Below are 17,966 nucleotides of genomic sequence, written 5' to 3' on the forward strand. Positions count from 1 at the left end.
TTAAGAAAAAATATCGTGGTATTGTAATTATTCTTACCTTAGTGATGTAATAATCATACAAATTTTATATCATGAAAAATTTTAAAAAATTAAACAGAAACGAATTAAAAACTATTTCAGGTAACGGAATATTCGATAACATCGGAGGTGTTATCGGTGGCCTTGGCGGAGTAGTGGGTGGAGTAGTAGGCGGCGTAGGCACTATCGTAGGTGGTGTTGTAGGTGGCGTAACCAATACAGTAGGGGGTGCTGTAAATGGTGTAGGAACTCTTGTAGGAACTACATTATGCCAGGTACAGTGCGTTGTTAACGGTGTTGTACACATCCAAGTTCTTTCATGTGGATCTACTTGTTAAGACATCCCATCAATTAAAAAAGTATACCGCTCTGAAAAGAGCGGTTTTTTTATGAATTATACAAAAATGAAAAATGGAGTCTACTCAAACGAAATTGTGCATGTTTTAATATTAGAGGATTGATTATTAATATTTTATTTTCTTGATGGAACTTATTCAAGCCTAATCCATTTTCACCATGTTTCACTATCAGAATGTATTTCAATACATATTAATGCAACAAAGTTGCTTTATTTAAAGTTTTATTTTTACTTTTGCAACAAAGTTACAATAAGAAATTTAAATCATATACTTTATGAAATCATCCTTATTTTTTTTGGTGTTATTAAGCGGCCTTTTAAAAGCGCAATCAAGTCCATGCACTTCCAATCTTGGCGGGGGATCAGATCCCGGGTTTGTTGAAATACGAATTGAGAGCACTCCATTTAAGCATGTAACCAATGCTCCTTTGAGTACTTACTATCATGAATATGCACCAACAGCTGAAACTACAGCTTCTTTAAATTCCGGAAACACCTACAACCTCTATACGTTCACTTCCTCTGAAGCCATTACAGCTATTTGGCTGGATTACAACCATAACGGAGTGTTTGAGGCTGAAGAATATACCTTACTGACGAATTCCATGATCACTCAAAACACATCTACGCTGTCTATTCCCCAGTCAGTTCCGGCTGGAAAAATAAAAGCAAGAGTCAGATCCCGTGCATTCGGCAGTCCACTTCTTCCGGCGGATGCCTGCAAAAATTTTGGTTCAGGAGAAACCAGAGATTACACATTACAGATCGTCAATAACGCTTTGTCTGTTTCAGAAGCAGACAGGAAGAAACATTTTAAATCATATCCCAATCCCGTTACAGATGAATTCACCTTTGAGAGTGATGCTCCCATTGATTTTATCAACCTGCATGATGCATCCGGGAGGGAAATTCTAAGAAAATCCATTGGCAATACAAGAGGTCAGGTAGATCTTTCCCATCTGTCCAAAGGAAACTATATCCTCAATGTTCATTCAAAAAAACAAATTCAAAGCTCTTCAATCATCAAGAACTAGACTCAACAAATTAAAATCCGGTGTAATAACCGGATTTGTATTCCTGCGGATTTTCTGTCATCAATCACTTCCATAAAAGTCTGGAGACCACGGATACTCCGGGGAAAACCACAATAGGCATACGTATGAACCAATATTTCTTTGATCTCATTACTCCTCAGACCTGCATTCAATCCCTCATTGAGTTCCTTTTTTAACCGTATCAGATCTCCTTTGGCAGTGTATGAGGAAATTCTAATGATCCTTTTTTCTTTTATACTTAAATTTTTATCGTTTGATTTCATTTCCTGAGATTTTATGGGTTGACTGAACAATGAAAAAAAGATGATCATTGCTATAGCACTTAAAATATTGAATTGCTTCATCCTGTCATTTTTTTACGGTTTACTGATTGAGTAGTCCAATTTTAATAAGCCACTGATGGACCTGCTTTTCAGTCTCTTCTTTCTATACCTTCTTTAACAGAAATCCCTTCCAGTATTTTGCTTTGGGGACACAGAGCTTTTATGGTCTCAAAACTGCTCCCGGCTCCATAGCCTGCATTGGTATTGAAGGGAACAATCGTTTTTCCTTTTAAATCATACTGGCTTAAAAAGCTTTTCACAGGTGAGGGCAACTTCATTCCCCAGGTTGGAAAACCTATCAATACCACATCATATTTTTCAAGGTCATTCATCTTTGTTTTGAGAGACGGCAGAAATCCGGTTCTATTTTCTTCAGATACCTGGTCTACTGTAGCTTTGTAATCTTTTGGGTAAGGACTAAAGTGTTGGAAATTAGGTTGATTTTTAAACCACAAAAGTCACAAAAGTTTTTGAACACTTAAGTTTTTTTAAGTATCCAGCTTTGCGTATATAAAGTACACTCAAGTTCTTTGAAAATCTTTGATTTTCATCTTAAGTGATCTTCTTGATGGACTATCATTTTATACTATCTAAAGTGGGCTAAAGTGTTGTTAATGAAGAGGCTTATTTTTAAACCACAAAAGTCACAAAAGTTTTTGAACACTTAAGTTTTTTTAAGTTTCCAGCTTTGCGTCTATAAAGTACACTCAAGTTTTTTGAAAATCTTTGATTTTCATCTTAAGTGATCTTCTTGATGGACTATCATCTTATACTATCTAAAGTGGGCTAAAGTGTTGTGAATGATGAGACTGATTTTTAAATTACAAAAGTTTTTGAACACTTAAGTTTTTTTTAAATATGCGTTTTTATTTTTCAATGAATTTGGTTAATTCAATCTTTTTTCTTCCAACCACTTTGAAGTAAGATCTGCAATTTCAAGATTATTGAGATCTGAAAAAGGGAAGTGGGTATTTCCTTTTATTCCTACCTTCGGAAGATGTACGACTGTAGCGTCACCTCCATGTTTATTAACCGTTTCAGCCCATTTTCTGGCGACTTCAAGAAATGCTCTCCATTGTTCCTGGCCGGGATTGGTACTCGGTTGATCGGGAATATGATCCCCATAATAAATAATAATGGGGATTTTCGTGAGTTTCATGAAATCTTCCATTGGAATGGTGGGTGGGGTAATGGTACGTCCTCCCAAAACGATGGAGGTAGGAGCTTCTCCGTCGGGAAATACAAAATCTCCACCCGGTTCGTATGAAATAACCGCCTTGATATTCGGATTTTTTACAGCAGTGAGCCAGCCCGGACCGCCACTTTGGGAATGGGTAACCAAAATTCCTTTGCCTAAAGTGTTAAAAAGAGTATCTACCGCCTCTATATTGAGTTTCGCATCATACGGTCCTGTATTGGGAACCATCTGACGGTAAAACTGTTCCAAAGCTTTCGGGTCTTTTGAAAATTGAACGTTAGGATAATAGTCGGGATAAATACCGATACGGAAAATGCCAAACCATAACTGCTCATCAGGGGAAGCTGTTAGGGTTCCCGACTGGGTTGATCTTCCCGCATTGCCTCTTCTTGGCTGATCAATCAGGTATACGGGGTAGTTTTTCCGCAGAAAAATAGTCTGGAAACCTTCGCGCCCGTCCGGTGTGGTTTGCCAGCATCTTGAACTTTCGCCGTGGCCATGCCAGAATACGATTGGATATTTTTTAGCCTTTACCGGAATCTGGTAGTAAACGGCTGCATGATCTCCATGCAAAGTCTGTCCTGCAGGGTCAACTCCGGCCGGATGGTAAGCTCCCTGTTTTATGGGATCAAATGTTCCTGCTGCTTTTAGCACGGTTCCGCCCACAGCAAAGCTTCCCTGTTCCTGAATGACAAGAGGAGTCTGTTTTTTTGATGTCTGTGCATTCGACGAAACGGTTGTAGAAAGGAGTAGGGAAACCGTGATCAGTAGAGTGAAATATTTGTTCATCATCGTCTTATTTGTTCACTCTATTTTGTAAATGCTGCGGATATCTTTCGCCCTGTATGGTAATTTTTGAAGTTGCTTCTTTCATGGTATTAAGATCCTCTTCGGATAATTCAACCGAAAGCGCTCCCAGATTTTCATGCAGACGGCTCAGCTTCGTTGTTCCCGGAATAGGAGAGATCCATGGTTTCTGAGCCAGTAACCAGGCTAATGCTACCTGCGCAGGAGTGGCGCCTTTTTCCTGAGCTATGGTTTTTACCCAATCGACCAGAATCTGATTGGCTTTTCTGTTTTCTTCGGAAAAACGAGGGACAATATTCCTGAAATCTGACGAATCAAATTTTGTCTGCTCATTGATAGCACCCGTTAAAAAACCTTTACCCAAAGGACTGAAAGGCACAAAACCAATGCCCAGTTCCTCCAGAGCAGGAAGAATTTCCTTTTCCGGTTCTCTGTAGAACAAAGAATATTCGCTCTGTAATGCTGAAACAGGCTGAACTTCATGGGCTTTCCTAATCGTTTCAACACCCGCTTCCGACAAACCGAAATATTTTACTTTGCCTTCCTGAATTAAGTCTTTCACTGCTCCGGCCACGTCTTCAACAGGGACATTGGGATCTACACGATGCTGGTAAAACAAATCAATATAATCTGTTTTTAATCTTTTCAGAGAAGCTTCCACAACTTTTTTTATTCTTGCCGGGCTGCTGTCTAATCCTTTTGAAGAGTCTCCATCCTGAAATCCAAACTTTGTAGCGATCACAACATCATTTCGGAATGACTGCAGGGCTTCTCCCAATAGTTCTTCATTGGTAAAAGGTCCGTAACATTCTGCCGTATCAAAAAAAGTAACGCCGGCATCGAAAGCGCCGTGTAATACTTGAACTGCTTCCTTTTTGTCGGTTGCAGGACCATACCCAAAGCTTAATCCCATACAGCCAAGTCCTATCGCGGATACTTCTAATCCGCTGTTTCCAATTTTTCTTGTCTTTATCATCTAATTATTTTTTATTTATTATCTGATTAGCTGACGTTCACTCAACCATTTTACCATCCCGGGATCTCTGTGATCAAAAAACAAACTGGCATTGGTATCTAAAGTCCGGATTGTCTCCATATCTTCAGCAGAAAGTTCAAAATCGAAAATGTTGAAATTTTCAGCCATTCTTTCTTTCCGAACTGATTTTGGAATCACAATCACTCCTCTTTGTATTAACCAGCGAAGGATGACCTGTGCAACAGATTTATGGTGCTGAGCAGCAATGGAAAGCAGAATTTCATTGTTGAAGATATCATTTTTCCCCTCTGCGAAGGGTCCCCAGGATTCAATTTGCACATTGTTTTCGATCAGGAATTTCTGAGCTTCGGTCTGCTGGTGAAAAGGATGGGTTTCGATCTGGTTGATCGCCGGAGTAAAGCCACTGTTTGCGATCAGATCCATCATTCTGTCAGGATGAAAATTAGAAACTCCGATGGCTCTTATTTTTCCCTGATAATAAAGCTCCTGCATCGCTCTCCATGAACCGAATACATCTCCGTAAGGCTGGTGTATTAAATACAAATCGAGATAGTCCAGCTGCAGTAAGTCTAATGATTTTTGAAATGCTTCTTTGGTATTTTCATACCCTGCATCCTGTACCCAGAGTTTGGTGGTGATGAATAATTCTTCTCTTGGAACAGGACTTTTCTTTATTGCGTTTCCTACCGCTTGCTCATTTAAATAGGACGCGGCAGTATCGATCAGTCTATACCCTGTTTCTATGGCTTCTGTCACTGCTTTTTCACATTCTGACGGATCCGCCACCTGAAACACTCCGAAACCTAAAATGGGCATTTCTACGCCATTATTTAAGGTGATTTTTTGCATTTTTATAAAGTTTAATGATTGTCTGTTGCAAATTTCACACTTATCGTCAGGCTATTGATTATCTCAATTACCGATTACTTACCAAAATCACTGATTAAAGATCGGAAGGTAGCCATCACATAGGTTATTTGAATAAATTTGTAGTGTTGAACGAAAATCAAAGGTGATGGAAGACATTCTGAATTTTAAACGTATTAAGGATTATAATGATTTCAATAATGTGGAAACATTGCATCCACTGGTGAATGTTGTCAATCTGGAAAATGCACATCCAAGGCAGTACAGACGTTTACGGTATGAATTTTATACTATTTTTCTGAAGAAAATAAAATGTGGAGATCTTCGGTATGGATTGAATACGTATGATTATGAAGAGGGAACATTGATATTTCTGGCACCCGGCCAGGTGATTGGTGAAAATAAAGAGGAGTATTATCAGCCCCAGGGAATTGCATTGGTGTTTCATCCGGACTTAATCCATGGAACAACATTAGGCGGGAAGATAGGAGAGTACGGCTTTTTTTCCTACGCGGTCAACGAGGCATTGCATTTGTCAGAACAGGAAAGAAAGATCATCATGGATTGTCTGGGAAAAATAGAGTATGAGCTGAAACATGCGATCGATAAGCATAGTAAGCATTTAATTGTCTCGAATATTGAAATGTTTCTTGATTATTGCACTAGGTTTTATGACCGCCAATTTATGACAAGAGATACGGTGAATCATGGGATTCTGGAAAGATTTGAGGACCTGCTGTCCGGATATTTCAATTCTGATAAGCCGTTTGAAAAAGGATTGCCCAATGTTACCTATTGTGCGGAAGAACTACGATTATCTGCCAATTATTTTGGCGATCTTATTAAAAAAGAAACCGGAAAATCTGCCCAGGAATACATCCAGCTCAAAGTAATAGACCTTGCTAAAGAACGGATGTTTGATCCCGATAAATCCATCAGTGAAATCGCCTATGAGCTTGGGTTTAAATATCCGCAACATTTTACAAGGCTTTTCAAACAAAAGACAGGAACAACACCCAATGTATACAGAAGTTTGAATTGAGTCTTTTATGAAATTTAAAAGTAAAGTATAAAGAAAAAAGCAGCATTTATCGTCTAAATACCGACTATTCAAAATAAATTCAGAATTAGAATGCTATCTTGTAGCACTAATTTTTTTGAAACATGAAATTGATCACTTTTCTTCAAACCAATAAATCTGTTTTATTCCGTTCTGTACTGGCCACGCTTTTCATTGCATTTGTACTGCTTAGTTGTCTGGTACTCTTTATACCGCCAAAATATCTTGACCTGCATATTTCCAGAGAAATACAGGAAAAGCAAACACCAGGCCTGAACACTTTGATGATCTGGATCAGTTGGTTGGGAAGAACGCCGGTATCAGTTGTCATGGTTATCATAAGTTCACTTTGCTTTTTATTTTTAAGCTATAAAAAAGAAGCCGTATTGATTTTGTCCACCCTTTTATCGGGCGTGATTGGATTGGGAATGAAGATACTAATCAACAGGCCAAGACCTTCTAAAGATCTTGTTATTCTTTTGGAAGAAACCAAATATCAGAGTTTCCCCAGCGGGCATGTATTGTTTTATACGGTGTTTTTTGGAGCACTGATATTGATTATTCTGCGTTTGAAGAAGATAAAATATACCCTCAAAATATTTCTTATTACCCTTTGTCTTTCTATGATATTTTTAGGAGCATTCTCAAGGATTTATCTTGGGGCCCATTGGTTTACAGATGTTGTGGGAGGGTTTATTTTAGGGACTTTGTGTGTATTGCTGATGGGATATTTCTATATTGGGAATTCCAGGAAAATTTCAGAAAATAATCCTCTTTAATTCTAAATTACTACGATCACTTTTAAAGATAAGTTTAACACCCATTACCAAAGCTTTTTTTTCTCATTTTCTTTAAATTAATGTCTTGATAAATTTTATTACGACATCTTCTGTCGCTGTGCGTCTATATCTTTGTAGCAGAGATAAGATAAAAAATGCCGGGAAGTTATGGTTGTGATAAAAAACAAATTTCTTTTGGCACTTCTTTAAACACCAATCCGGTTCAGGCAACCTACAAAGTGAAGGTATCCAATGGCAGTGGATTATTTTATGGATTTAAGGCTAATATCAACGTTCTCACTGAAAATCCAGAACTCACCGAAGTTAGTCAATGGGGAGAAATTGTTTGGCTTGAGCAATTCAACAGGGGATTTGCGAGATGTCCGAACCTTGACGTAACTGCTACAGATGCCCCAAATCTGACACAAATTAGTAATTTATCTGAAATGTTCACTTATTGTCCATCTTTGATTGGCAATAATTCATTTTCTACTTGGAATACAAGCAGCATTACCAATATGAGTGGAATGTTTAGCAGAGCAACATTATTTAATCAAAATATCGGAACGTGGAATACGGCGGGAGTAACCAATTTTAGTGATATGTTTTCGTTGGCATCTTCTTTTAATCAAAATATTTCCAGCTGGAATACGGGGTCCGGAACCAATTTCTCTTCAATGTTTACGTTTGCGGTAGCTTTCAACCAGCCATTAAATTCATGGAATACCTCAAATGCTACTAATTTTCGTTATGTATTTTCTAATGCTACCTCCTTTAATCAACCCCTTAATAACTGGAATACAGGTAATGTAAAAGATTTTGAGCAAATGTTTACGAATGCTAAAGCTTTTAATCAACCTATTGGAAATTGGGATGTTAGTAAAGTTAATATTTCTATTGGATTTAATATGTTTAATGGAGCTTTGAATTTTAATCAGGATATTTCTACCTGGAACATTAAGCTTCAAAACTTTCTTGACAATTCAATATATTTCGGATTAAAAAATACAGGTTTATCATGTATCAATTATAACAAATTTCTAATTGCTCTCATTAATAATCCTACATGGGCCAGCTCAGGAATAACATCCGGAACCATAGATGCAACAGGGCTAACCTATTCTACACCCCAAGCCATTATGGCAAGAGCCCAATTGGTTAACAAAGGTTTTAACATTATTGGAGATACGTATAACGCTGCTTGCAATGGAAGTTTATCCACAGTAGAAACTTCTGCAAAATTAAAAATTCCGGCTTATCCTAATCCTACAACAGGAGTGTTCACTGTAGAGTCTTCTGAAAACGAAGATGCTTATTTATATGACAGCACAGGTAAAGTCATTAAAAATATATCTTTGAGCAAAGGAAAAAACCAGATCGACCTTACGGGATATCCATCAGGGACCTACCTGTTAAAAGGCAATAGCACCTTTACTAAAATAGTGAAGAAATAGATTGTTTTTTAAAATTTATAATTAAGCCTTTCAAATGGCTATTGATATAAACAAGCTCCAAAGTCATTAGACTTTGGAGCTTGTTTATTATGACAGATATAGCTTTTATTGTTAATAAGATCAGCTAGGGTAGGCCGGTACTCTTCAGAAGATCATCAGTTTTACGATCCGTTTATTCATTTTCATTAAAATCTGGTCAAATTTCATAAAAAAGGATATTCAAAATGTTTATTTTTGGCAAAAATTAAACCATGATTAAAAACTACCTCGTATCAGCTTCAATCTTAATAACTTCTCTGTTTTCCGCACAGGGTGTGGGGCTAGATCTTAATTTTGCTCAAAATGGCGTTACGCCCAGTGAGTCCACAGATCGTTTCGAAGACATAGAAGTCTCTTATAATGGAAAAATACTCATTGCTGGAGAACGACTTCAATCTACTCCTTACTACAACGGAATGGTCAAAAGATATCTGCCCAATGGTTCTGTAGATACCAGTTTCGGAACGAGCGGAGCTGCTTCTATCGACGGAGGATCTTCCCAAGGGGATATTTTTCATGCACTCAAAGAACTTCCTGACCATAAAATTTTAGCGATTGGAAAAACAGATACTGCAGCAGGAATGTTCAATTACAATTATAACCTGTTTATGGTAAGACTAAATGAAGATGGAACATTGGACACCACATTTGGGAACAACGGTAAAGTTGTAATGAATCTGGGAACCAACTATGACAACGGAAAAAAAATATTCATAGATAGCGCAGGAAGAATCGTGATTTTTGCAGACAAAGATGCTGTTAGTGAAGCTTATCAGTACACGAGGGGAGTAGTGATGAGATTTTCACCTAATGGTACTTTAGACCCTACTTTTGCCCAAAGTGGAATTCTTGAAATCAATCCTACGTATTATTCCAAACTTAATGATCTTGTTTTTTTAAATGACGGATCCATGCTTATCGGCGGTTCTTACGGATATGATTCCAATGATACGTATAACAGGGATATGTTTATCCATAAGATTGATGAAAATGGAAATTTTGTCAATTCATTCGGAACCAATGGCATCAAAATACTGGATATGGAAAATTCCGGAGACTTCCTTTCCAAAATAGATGTACTTCCGGACGGTAAGATACAATTGATTTCAGCGGCATTGAGTTTCGGACCAAAATCAACCTACGTATCCAGACTTAATCCAGATGGAAGCTACGATACGACTTATAAAAATAGCGGAAAATATGTACCCAATACCAATATTCCTAATCATAATAAGTTGTGGGGAGGAAATGTATTGATTTTACCTGATGGAAATTATCTTCTTTGCAGCTCTTCGCAATGGACGGTTGTACAAAACGGAAATTATGATTTTGTGATGGTTGGATTATTACAAAACGGTGAAAGAAACAATGCTTTTAATAGTACAGGAAGCTATGCCAGAGAAATATCAAATGCCCATGAATATCTTTACAGCCAACACCTTACGCCTGATGGTGGAGTTTATTTTATAGATCAATACAGACTTTATAAATTTACCAATACCTATACATTAGGCCTTTCTGAGGTTATCTCTAGTAAAAATTTAACCATTTATCCTAATCCGGCACAAAACGTCATTCATTTGGATACAAATAAAAGAGTCCTGGACATCCAGATTATCAACATCAACGGACAAATCATAAGAACAGTAAAAGATAGTAAGCAAGTGGAGATCCGGGATTTATCTTCCGGAAATTACTTTCTGAAAATATCTCTTGAAAAAGAAATTGTTACTTTAAAATTTATAAAGCAATAAAGAAAAGAAGGTTGGATAATTTAATATCCAACCTTTTTTATTGATGATCAGATCAAGCAGTAGTGGTAAAGTATTGGGCCTTTGCCTGATTCTAGTTTTTAAAAGAAAGAGCTATTAATGCTTTATTAATGCTTAATAGATAGGATGTATTCCAAAGGAAATTTCCAGGCCGCGCTATAGCATCATCAAAACTCAAATATTATTCTATTTAACATAATATAAATTATAGGACTTTTATAATATTACTGGAATAGAGCACTCTACGGCTCCAGAATCTATTATTTTCCCCATTTTCCTTCCAGATATTCTTTAACGACTTCTGAGAACTCTTGCTTGGTCATATACTGGTCCAGAAAGTTTTCCAGGCTTCCTTCATTCTCGATTTCGCCAAAATAGCTTTCATGATCCGTACTGTAGACCGTTGGATTATTTGGGTCAGGATCTGTGATGCATACAAAATAATGATCCGGATATCCGTAAGAATAAAATATACAAATGAATTCCATTTCTGAGCCCTGTACAGTTTCCCTGATTTCCGATTCCTCTACAAATCCTTCAAGCTCTCCAAAATCTTCTGAATCTCTTTTAAACGGTGTAAAAAGCCAGTCCTTATAAATATCCTGTCCATAGAAATGGTCGTGATCTGAAAAATAATGCTCCAGCAGATGATTATAAAAAATGTCTTTGTGGCTGCTGTAAAGCGCCTTGTTATTCTCGTAAAACTGATCAATTCCGTACACATCCCATTCTTTATCATACAAGTGATGCCTGAATTGGATGCTCTGCCAGTTTTCGACAAAGCTTTTATCTGAGCTTACCCCGTCAGTATTTCCTCCTAAAATGTTTAGTTTTTCTAATATCTTCGTATACATTATGTTAAATTAAATAGATTAACTTATTTACAATCAGCATGATAACATCCATCGTTCCACAGTATTTCGGTTGTTTCATGTTGACTATATTCAAAATAATTCCCGTTTTTATCTTTATTTCTCTGGAATAATTTAGGATTAAATTTCTTAAAATTCAGCTTCAAAAACTGATAATAATACCCATTTCCAAAGCATACATTGCTGTAAAACTGTGTTTCAAAACTCTTTCCGTCCGGTAATTCAAACGTTTTCAGTCTTCGTACGATCTCAGACAATTCATCTTTTGTCATATTTTCAGCAACAACAGGATCCGGTAAAGCAATATCAAAGGCTAAATTCTCCGCTCCGTCGGCCTCCCACCACTCCCAGAGGTTAAATCGTGACATCTCCTTCCCTGTCATCTCATGCAGTTTGTCCTCGAGCTTTTGATAGGCTGATTGATCTTCATCTCCCTGTTCATCACAATAATCCGTATACGCTAAAATAAGCTGAAGAACTTCCGGATACCGTTTTTCTGCAGTATCAAAATCCGGTTCAATGTCTTTTCGTAATTCCATATAATATGATCTGGACTGGAAAAATCCCAGCCTGCACTAAATTACGTATTTTTGATGCAGTCCTTGTCTTCATCTCAAAGGTTTTGGCTATATTTGATGCCTATACGATAAGATATGAACCACGCAAGCTGTTTGCCTCCTCCAGGATTATAATATTTTCAAATTCATTTGAAGTATGCTTATGCCGTTAAGCTTTTACCGGCCTGGCCGTCGTTGCTTCAAATTCTGACAAAAAATATTAATTCAAATCTTTACAGTTCATTCTCAATGAAAAAATCATATGTAGTATTACATCTGGCCGTTATCCTGGCTGGATTTACAGGCGTGTTCGGAAAACTCATCTCACTCAATGAAGGATTGCTGGTCTGGTACAGGCTATTATTTTCCTCGGTCATTTTATTCGTCATTTTAAAACTGCTGAGAATCCCGTATAAAATTTCTTTACAGGAAAAAGGACGTATAATGAAAGCTGGGCTGCTTATTACTATGCACTGGCTTTTCTTCTATGCCAGCATCAAATACGCTACTATTTCAATTGGTGTAGTCTGCTACTGCCTGACCAGTTTTTTTACGGCAGTATTCAAACCTTTAATCGATAAAGAAAAATTCAAAATCTCAGAAATGCTTCTCAGTGCCTTTACACTGGTGGGAATCAGTCTGATCTTTCATTTTGATACCTCTTATCAACTTGGAATTATTTTAGGAGTCATTTCCTCCGCGTTTGGAGCACTCTACACGATTTATAATAATCGGCTGGTCAGGCACTTTGATACCAAAGTTATCAACTTTTACCAGATGATAGCCGGAACTTTGGGTCTTGGAGCGTTTTTGCCCGTGTATCTCCTCATTTTCCCGGCAGATAGCATAGTACCTGACTTGAAAAACACCGCTTATTTGGGCATTTTAGCTCTTTTTTGTACGGTAGGACTATATGTGGCTTTTGCAGAGGTTTTAAAGAAAATTCCGGCCTTCACCGTGAACTTAACGTTCAACCTGGAACCTGTTTATGCTATCATTATGGCATTCTTATTTTTCGGCGAAAGTAAAGAAGTGAGTCTGCCATTTTATATAGGAATTTCTTTGATCATCGCTTCAGTTATTTTACAAACACTGATTTCAATCCGGAAAAAAGGATAAATTCATCCATTGAAACGAAGCGCGGAGACTATATACAATCTCCGCGCTTTTTATTTAGACAAAATATAAATCACCTGTTTGTGATATTTAATAAATTCAATCATCTCCGATTTTATTCAGTAGCTTTATACAAACTATTTCCTAAAAACAATCCATTAAATCATGAACTATCAAACCTTCCAACCCCGTCCGGAACTCTCCTCACTGATCAAATGTTACTGGACGCTGGAAAGCCCTGAAGAAGAAATTCCCCAGCAGCAAACCATTGTTCCCGACGGCTGTATGGAAATGATCTTTCATTACGGTGACCTCTATAAACAATATATGGATGATGGCCAGGCGGTAGTCCAGCCAAGAAGCTGTGTTTTTGGGCAACTGACGCAACCTCTCGTTATAGAGCCTACAGGCACCACTGGAATGTTCTCCGTCCGTTTTCAGCATGAAGGATTTATTCCATTTGCTACTATTCCCATAAAAGAAATGGATGACAAAGCCATTCCCCTCGATAGATTATTCGGAGAAGACGGAACTGAACTCGAAAAGAATATGCTGCAATCCAAAACCGCAGAAGAAAAAATACGCACAGTTGAAGAATTTCTGCTCAAAAAACTGGATGCTGATGCTATTGATAGAATGGTACAGTCCACAATAGATACCATCCTTACCGCCAATGGCCAGATCTCTATAGCTGAACTTTCCAGACAGACCAACATCAACCGCAGGCAAATCGAGAGGAAAATCTCTTCTGCTGTAGGCCTCAGTCCCAAACAGCTTTCCAAAACCATCAGGCTTCAAACCACTCTAAAACTTCTGCTCAGTAAAGAATTTACTACCCTTACCGCTCTCGCTCACGAATCCGAGTACTATGATCAGGCTCATTTTATAAAGGATTTTAAAGAATTCACCGGGCTGACTCCTAAAGAATTCTACGGTGAACATCTGAAAATGTCTTTACTTTTTTTCGGCACAGATTAGAACTGTCGCATTTTTACAATTTTAGACTGAATCATATCCGGAACTTTGTCTTCATCATAAATAATCATGACAATGAAAACAAAACTGATTCTCTCGGCTATCGTTCTGGCCATACTCTGTGCCTGGACTATACAACAAAATGAGATTAAAAAATTAGAATGGCTCCTTGGTACATGGGAAACCAAAACACCAAAAGGAAGCCTCTATGAAACCTGGACCCGAAAAAACCACACTGAATTTCAGGCAAAAAGCTATTACCTGAATAAAAAAGACACCGTCATGTTTGAATTTGTACGGTTGGTGGAAAAAGACAGAACGCTACATTATATGGTCACTGTCAAAGGTGAACATCATGAAGTACCGGTTGATTTTGTGTCAACACCTGCCTCAAATCCCACTTCCCTTGTATTTGAAAATCAGGAGAACGATTTTCCACAAACCATCACGTACAAACAGATCCGCAAAGATTCTTTATTTGCCGAAATTTCCGGGATGATGAATGGAAAACTGGTCAAGCAGGCATTTCCGATGAAAAAGATAAAATAAATGGTCATCACGATAGGTTTGGTATTTCTATAAAGCTATACAATGTATTGATTGTAACCGATGATTGAAATAATTTCCCTTCATTTATCTTTTGGTTGATCCAATTATTTAATACATTTGCAGTCATTAAACAAAACACTTTTCAGTGTGTTAATGAAAAGCCAATACCTACCTTAGTGAAAAAGCAGAAAAGTATCGCCGTTTTTATGACCGTATTCCATATATTTTTGGATAGACATTTTTGTAAAGAAAAAAACAAGAACTCCTTCTTAAATCTTAAGAGGCGGATGCTACCTTAAACAGTTGAAAAACAGATATTGTGTTATAAATAAAAGAATATGATCTCTCGCGAATCAGGTAAGTTCATGTGCCTATCCAAAATAGTAAAGCGTTAAACAAAATTCTAGACTAAACCATTAAGAATAGATTAAGCTGTTAAGAGGATTAAGGGAATATCTAAAGACATTCATGAAGTACAATGCTTCATTTGAATATATTTGAACCTTAATTTTATCTGAAACTAACCCTTCTTAATGGTTTAAAAAGCATTTATGATTCGTACTGTACTTCCCTTTCCAGGATAATCTGGTTTCTGCTTACGGTAACCAATATCTTATCTCCCGCCTGAAAACCGCATTGCTGTACCCACTTCCCTGCAATTCTTATTTCCGGGAAGTACACTATTTTACCATACGATCTTGAAAATGATTTGAGAAAAACCGTAAGGTTACGACTGCGCAGTTCATTATATTTGCTGCTGTTTATTCTTCTTTTCATATTTGTTTTTTTTCAGCAAATCAAAACATAATCAGGAGGATATACCAGTTGAGGACAGAATAATTTATTTAGAAAAAGGAATATTTTAGAATAGTATTTATTTTAAAACGGACCTTTATTTTTTTGTTCTAAAGCTTTATATTTGTTATTATGATTGACACAGATATGCAAAATAAAAAAATACATCAGGGTAGAAATATCAAGCGTTTCCGTGAAATGCTGGGAATCAAACAGGAAGCATTAGCTTTTGAGCTGGGTGATGACTGGAACCAAAAGAAAATCTCCCTTTTAGAGCAAAAAGAAATGGTAGAATCCGATATCTTAGCCCAAGTTGCTAAAATTCTGAAAGTTCCTGCGGAAGCGATTGAAAATTTTGACGAGGAGCAGGCGGTGAATATTATTTCTAATACATTTACAAGTAACGATACATCAACTTTAAATGCAGTAAATATTCAGCCTACTTTTAACCCTCTTGATAAAATGGTTGAGCTTTATGAGCGCATGCTTCAGCAACAGAAGGAAATGATTGAGAAGCTGGAGAGGTTGTTGGAAAAAAAATAACATTGACTTGATCTAAACAACCTGATAATCAACGTTGACATTGCTTTTCAATAGTCTCGAAGCAAAAAGCATTTAGTAATATCTACGATAAGTCTTCATTATCAATTAAGAAGAACAAAATAAATATTCATAAAGGTGAGATTTGAAAAACCATCCCGGTCAAGGAGTATTCCCGTGCAATAAAGCTGTACATCAAAATCAGTGCGAATGAGTATTTGTGAAATGGTCTTGAGATGAAAGGTGGAACTTCTGACTACTTTGAGAAAGGAGTAGAAATATGGTTTTGGTTTTTGATTTAAAATTCATGTGCTATGAAAAAAATTATTTCAATGGCTGTCTTCAGTTCTTTATTGATTTCCTGCTCAAAGGAGAAGAAAAATACAGTATCAGCAAGGCCTGTTCAAAATACAACTACAGATACTGCCACAGTTGCCGGAGTTCTTTTAGAGTTAGTTGACCATGATGGAAAAGGACAGTTAAAAATTCATTCTGATCAATACAAAACTTCCGGAACTATAAAGATCGGGCCTCCATGTTATTTTTTACGAAGAGATGGAAAGATTTTGTCTTTTTCTTATCCGGATGTGAAAGTGGATCATACTATTATTTTGCAGGGAAAAAACGGTGTACAAGGGATTCTTTTCAAAAAAGACAGTATTATCTATGAGGACTATTTTCCGACCTCTACTCCTTATAATATAAAAGAAGGAGCTGACGAAATTGTTTATCAGGATTTTGCCCACAGATTTTATAAAAACAGAGATTAAACTATTATAGCTTAATAATTTAATCCAGTTTCGCTGATTAATTTTTTTCAGAAACTTTTCAATTTTTAGATAAAACATTTGCGTAGCCAAATAACTTCATTTAAATTTGTAGTCAAATAACTACATAATGAATTTAAGAAGAGATGTATTCCAGGCTATCGCAGACCCTACCAGAAGATCGATCCTGATGCTGGTGGCCGCACAATCAATGACGGCCGGAGCCATAGCTTCCAATTTTGATACTGCAAGACCTACCGTCTCTAAACACCTTCAGATCCTTACAGAATGTGAACTGCTACGATCTGAGCAGAACGGCCGTGAAATTATCTATCACCTTAATCCCACTAAAATGAAAGAAATAGCCGATTTTATAGAACCCTTCCGCCAAATGTGGGATGACCGATTTAATAAGCTGGAAAGTGTTATGAAAGCCTATCAAAAGGGCAATTAAATTTCAGATAGCAGATATCAGATGTCAGACAATTACAGTCCCAATAGAACTTACACCCCGCAACTCTAATACACTCATAATCTAAGACTTCCAACCCAAAACACCCTCAAAATATGGAACTCAAAACAAAAATCCACGCTGAAGACGGCAAACAGGAAATTTTCATCATCAGAGAATTTGATCTTCCCGTAGAACTCCTTTTCAAAGCCTATACAGAAGCTGAACTTTTCGAACAATGGATGGGAACCAAAGTCATCAAATTCGAAAACAAACAACATGGAAGTTACCGCTTCGAAACTTCCAATCCTCAGGGCGATGTAGTTTTCAGTGCTAATGGAACCATTCATAACATTATTCAAAATGAGAGAATTATAAGAACTTTCCAGATGGAAAATACTCCATTTCCCGCTCAGATCGAGTTTTTGGAATTTGAAAAATTAACAGATACCACGAGTAAAATTACCATTCAAACTGTATATAAATCGGTAGATTTCAGAGACCAGCATCTGAAAATGCCTTTTGCACAGGGTATTAATATGGCACATAACCGTTTACAGGAAATAATAGGTGGCAGGTAGCAGATAGTAGGTTTCAGGTTGTCAATTATAGAGATA

21 protein-coding genes are annotated in these 17,966 nt (G+C 37.0%); 13 read left to right on the forward strand and 8 right to left on the reverse strand.

Annotation, left to right across the window (positions count from 1 at the left end; genetic code table 11):
• The first annotated feature begins 71 nt into the window (after window positions 1–71).
• Window positions 72–356 (forward strand): bacteriocin-like protein, encoded by a 285-nt coding sequence (locus BW964_RS22280; RefSeq protein ID WP_076504038.1) that lies wholly within the window; start codon window positions 72–74, stop codon window positions 354–356.
• Window positions 357–651: 295 nt separating this feature from the next.
• Complete coding sequence (locus BW964_RS01110; RefSeq protein ID WP_076504039.1) at window positions 652–1,410, forward strand: GEVED domain-containing protein; 759 nt, start codon at window positions 652–654, stop codon at window positions 1,408–1,410.
• Between the two features lie 2 nt (window positions 1,411–1,412).
• On the opposite strand, the gene BW964_RS01115 is transcribed toward BW964_RS01110, so the two are convergent.
• From BW964_RS01115 to BW964_RS01135, 5 genes are all read right to left on the reverse strand, one after another.
• Window positions 1,413–1,775 (reverse strand): carboxymuconolactone decarboxylase family protein, encoded by a 363-nt coding sequence (locus BW964_RS01115; RefSeq protein ID WP_228432064.1) that lies wholly within the window; start codon window positions 1,773–1,775, stop codon window positions 1,413–1,415.
• 68 nt (window positions 1,776–1,843) lie between these two features.
• Window positions 1,844–2,209 carry a flavodoxin gene (locus BW964_RS01120; protein ID WP_228432066.1) on the reverse strand — a complete coding sequence of 122 codons (366 nt, stop codon included), beginning with the start codon at window positions 2,207–2,209 and terminating at the stop codon, window positions 1,844–1,846.
• Between the two features lie 431 nt (window positions 2,210–2,640).
• A complete protein-coding gene (locus tag BW964_RS01125; protein WP_228432068.1) occupies window positions 2,641–3,741 on the reverse strand; it encodes an alpha/beta hydrolase in 1,101 nt (366 codons plus the stop codon).
• A gap of 7 nt (window positions 3,742–3,748) precedes the next feature.
• Window positions 3,749–4,735, reverse strand: coding sequence for an aldo/keto reductase (locus tag BW964_RS01130; protein WP_317044319.1), 987 nt, complete (start codon window positions 4,733–4,735; stop codon window positions 3,749–3,751).
• A gap of 18 nt (window positions 4,736–4,753) precedes the next feature.
• Window positions 4,754–5,605: an aldo/keto reductase gene (locus BW964_RS01135; protein WP_076504042.1), complete on the reverse strand. Its 852-nt coding sequence runs from the start codon at window positions 5,603–5,605 to the stop codon at window positions 4,754–4,756.
• Window positions 5,606–5,771: 166 nt separating this feature from the next.
• Between BW964_RS01135 and BW964_RS01140 the strand changes: the two genes are divergently transcribed.
• The 4 genes from BW964_RS01140 to BW964_RS01155 all read left to right on the forward strand — a co-directional run bounded on the left by BW964_RS01140 (window position 5,772) and on the right by BW964_RS01155 (window position 10,709).
• Entirely contained in the window at window positions 5,772–6,665 is an 894-nt protein-coding gene (locus BW964_RS01140; RefSeq protein ID WP_076504043.1) for a helix-turn-helix domain-containing protein, read from the forward strand.
• A 122-nt stretch (window positions 6,666–6,787) separates the two neighbouring features.
• Window positions 6,788–7,462, forward strand: a complete 675-nt coding sequence (locus tag BW964_RS01145) for a phosphatase PAP2 family protein (RefSeq protein ID WP_076504044.1) — start codon at window positions 6,788–6,790, stop codon at window positions 7,460–7,462.
• 155 nt (window positions 7,463–7,617) lie between these two features.
• The gene (locus BW964_RS01150; RefSeq protein ID WP_076504046.1) at window positions 7,618–8,916 is read left to right on the forward strand and encodes a BspA family leucine-rich repeat surface protein; all 1,299 of its coding nucleotides are present in this window, start codon (window positions 7,618–7,620) and stop codon (window positions 8,914–8,916) included.
• A gap of 251 nt (window positions 8,917–9,167) precedes the next feature.
• On the forward strand, window positions 9,168–10,709 hold the full coding sequence (locus BW964_RS01155; protein ID WP_076504048.1) for a T9SS type A sorting domain-containing protein: 1,542 nt from the start codon (window positions 9,168–9,170) through the stop codon (window positions 10,707–10,709).
• A gap of 278 nt (window positions 10,710–10,987) precedes the next feature.
• Here the strand turns inward: BW964_RS01155 and BW964_RS01160 are convergent, their stop codons facing one another.
• Entirely contained in the window at window positions 10,988–11,581 is a 594-nt protein-coding gene (locus BW964_RS01160) for a hypothetical protein (protein ID WP_076504050.1), read from the reverse strand.
• Window positions 11,582–11,604: 23 nt separating this feature from the next.
• A complete protein-coding gene (locus BW964_RS01165; RefSeq protein ID WP_076504052.1) occupies window positions 11,605–12,138 on the reverse strand; it encodes a hypothetical protein in 534 nt (177 codons plus the stop codon).
• Window positions 12,139–12,405: 267 nt separating this feature from the next.
• Between BW964_RS01165 and BW964_RS01170 the strand changes: the two genes are divergently transcribed.
• The 3 genes from BW964_RS01170 to BW964_RS01180 all read left to right on the forward strand — a co-directional run bounded on the left by BW964_RS01170 (window position 12,406) and on the right by BW964_RS01180 (window position 14,796).
• Window positions 12,406–13,275: a DMT family transporter gene (locus BW964_RS01170; protein WP_076505373.1), complete on the forward strand. Its 870-nt coding sequence runs from the start codon at window positions 12,406–12,408 to the stop codon at window positions 13,273–13,275.
• 162 nt (window positions 13,276–13,437) lie between these two features.
• Window positions 13,438–14,250: a helix-turn-helix domain-containing protein gene (locus BW964_RS01175; protein ID WP_076504054.1), complete on the forward strand. Its 813-nt coding sequence runs from the start codon at window positions 13,438–13,440 to the stop codon at window positions 14,248–14,250.
• 72 nt (window positions 14,251–14,322) lie between these two features.
• The gene (locus BW964_RS01180; protein WP_076504056.1) at window positions 14,323–14,796 is read left to right on the forward strand and encodes a DUF6265 family protein; all 474 of its coding nucleotides are present in this window, start codon (window positions 14,323–14,325) and stop codon (window positions 14,794–14,796) included.
• A gap of 549 nt (window positions 14,797–15,345) precedes the next feature.
• Here the strand turns inward: BW964_RS01180 and BW964_RS01185 are convergent.
• Window positions 15,346–15,573, reverse strand: a complete 228-nt coding sequence (locus BW964_RS01185) for a SymE family type I addiction module toxin (protein WP_076504058.1) — start codon at window positions 15,571–15,573, stop codon at window positions 15,346–15,348.
• 150 nt (window positions 15,574–15,723) lie between these two features.
• On the opposite strand from BW964_RS01185, the gene BW964_RS01190 reads away from it, so the two are divergent.
• From BW964_RS01190 to BW964_RS01205, 4 genes are all read left to right on the forward strand, one after another.
• Complete coding sequence (locus BW964_RS01190) at window positions 15,724–16,134, forward strand: helix-turn-helix domain-containing protein (RefSeq protein ID WP_076504059.1); 411 nt, start codon at window positions 15,724–15,726, stop codon at window positions 16,132–16,134.
• Between the two features lie 311 nt (window positions 16,135–16,445).
• Window positions 16,446–16,901 carry a hypothetical protein gene (locus BW964_RS01195; protein ID WP_076504061.1) on the forward strand — a complete coding sequence of 152 codons (456 nt, stop codon included), beginning with the start codon at window positions 16,446–16,448 and terminating at the stop codon, window positions 16,899–16,901.
• Between the two features lie 127 nt (window positions 16,902–17,028).
• Complete coding sequence (locus BW964_RS01200) at window positions 17,029–17,352, forward strand: metalloregulator ArsR/SmtB family transcription factor (RefSeq protein ID WP_076504063.1); 324 nt, start codon at window positions 17,029–17,031, stop codon at window positions 17,350–17,352.
• Between the two features lie 113 nt (window positions 17,353–17,465).
• Window positions 17,466–17,930, forward strand: coding sequence for an SRPBCC family protein (locus BW964_RS01205; RefSeq protein WP_076504064.1), 465 nt, complete (start codon window positions 17,466–17,468; stop codon window positions 17,928–17,930).
• Window positions 17,931–17,966 lie beyond the last annotated feature (36 nt).

It is taken from the genome of Chryseobacterium shigense, assembly GCF_900156575.1.
GTDB classification, from domain to species: Bacteria; Bacteroidota; Bacteroidia; order Flavobacteriales; family Weeksellaceae; genus Chryseobacterium; species Chryseobacterium shigense.

Coding starts and splice junctions, on each gene's coding strand:
- BW964_RS22280 (WP_076504038.1), top strand. CDS start 72: ATGAAAAATTTTAAAAAATTAAACAGAAACGAATTAAAAACTATTTCA.
- BW964_RS01110 (WP_076504039.1), top strand. CDS start 652: ATGAAATCATCCTTATTTTTTTTGGTGTTATTAAGCGGCCTTTTAAAA.
- BW964_RS01115 (WP_228432064.1), bottom strand. CDS start 1,775: ATGAAGCAATTCAATATTTTAAGTGCTATAGCAATGATCATCTTTTTT.
- BW964_RS01125 (WP_228432068.1), bottom strand. CDS start 3,741: ATGAACAAATATTTCACTCTACTGATCACGGTTTCCCTACTCCTTTCT.
- BW964_RS01130 (WP_317044319.1), bottom strand. CDS start 4,735: ATGATAAAGACAAGAAAAATTGGAAACAGCGGATTAGAAGTATCCGCG.
- BW964_RS01135 (WP_076504042.1), bottom strand. CDS start 5,605: ATGCAAAAAATCACCTTAAATAATGGCGTAGAAATGCCCATTTTAGGT.
- BW964_RS01140 (WP_076504043.1), top strand. CDS start 5,772: ATGGAAGACATTCTGAATTTTAAACGTATTAAGGATTATAATGATTTC.
- BW964_RS01145 (WP_076504044.1), top strand. CDS start 6,788: ATGAAATTGATCACTTTTCTTCAAACCAATAAATCTGTTTTATTCCGT.
- BW964_RS01150 (WP_076504046.1), top strand. CDS start 7,618: ATGCCGGGAAGTTATGGTTGTGATAAAAAACAAATTTCTTTTGGCACT.
- BW964_RS01155 (WP_076504048.1), top strand. CDS start 9,168: ATGATTAAAAACTACCTCGTATCAGCTTCAATCTTAATAACTTCTCTG.
- BW964_RS01160 (WP_076504050.1), bottom strand. CDS start 11,581: ATGTATACGAAGATATTAGAAAAACTAAACATTTTAGGAGGAAATACT.
- BW964_RS01165 (WP_076504052.1), bottom strand. CDS start 12,138: ATGGAATTACGAAAAGACATTGAACCGGATTTTGATACTGCAGAAAAA.
- BW964_RS01170 (WP_076505373.1), top strand. CDS start 12,406: ATGAAAAAATCATATGTAGTATTACATCTGGCCGTTATCCTGGCTGGA.
- BW964_RS01175 (WP_076504054.1), top strand. CDS start 13,438: ATGAACTATCAAACCTTCCAACCCCGTCCGGAACTCTCCTCACTGATC.
- BW964_RS01180 (WP_076504056.1), top strand. CDS start 14,323: ATGAAAACAAAACTGATTCTCTCGGCTATCGTTCTGGCCATACTCTGT.
- BW964_RS01185 (WP_076504058.1), bottom strand. CDS start 15,573: ATGAAAAGAAGAATAAACAGCAGCAAATATAATGAACTGCGCAGTCGT.
- BW964_RS01190 (WP_076504059.1), top strand. CDS start 15,724: ATGATTGACACAGATATGCAAAATAAAAAAATACATCAGGGTAGAAAT.
- BW964_RS01195 (WP_076504061.1), top strand. CDS start 16,446: ATGAAAAAAATTATTTCAATGGCTGTCTTCAGTTCTTTATTGATTTCC.
- BW964_RS01200 (WP_076504063.1), top strand. CDS start 17,029: ATGAATTTAAGAAGAGATGTATTCCAGGCTATCGCAGACCCTACCAGA.
- BW964_RS01205 (WP_076504064.1), top strand. CDS start 17,466: ATGGAACTCAAAACAAAAATCCACGCTGAAGACGGCAAACAGGAAATT.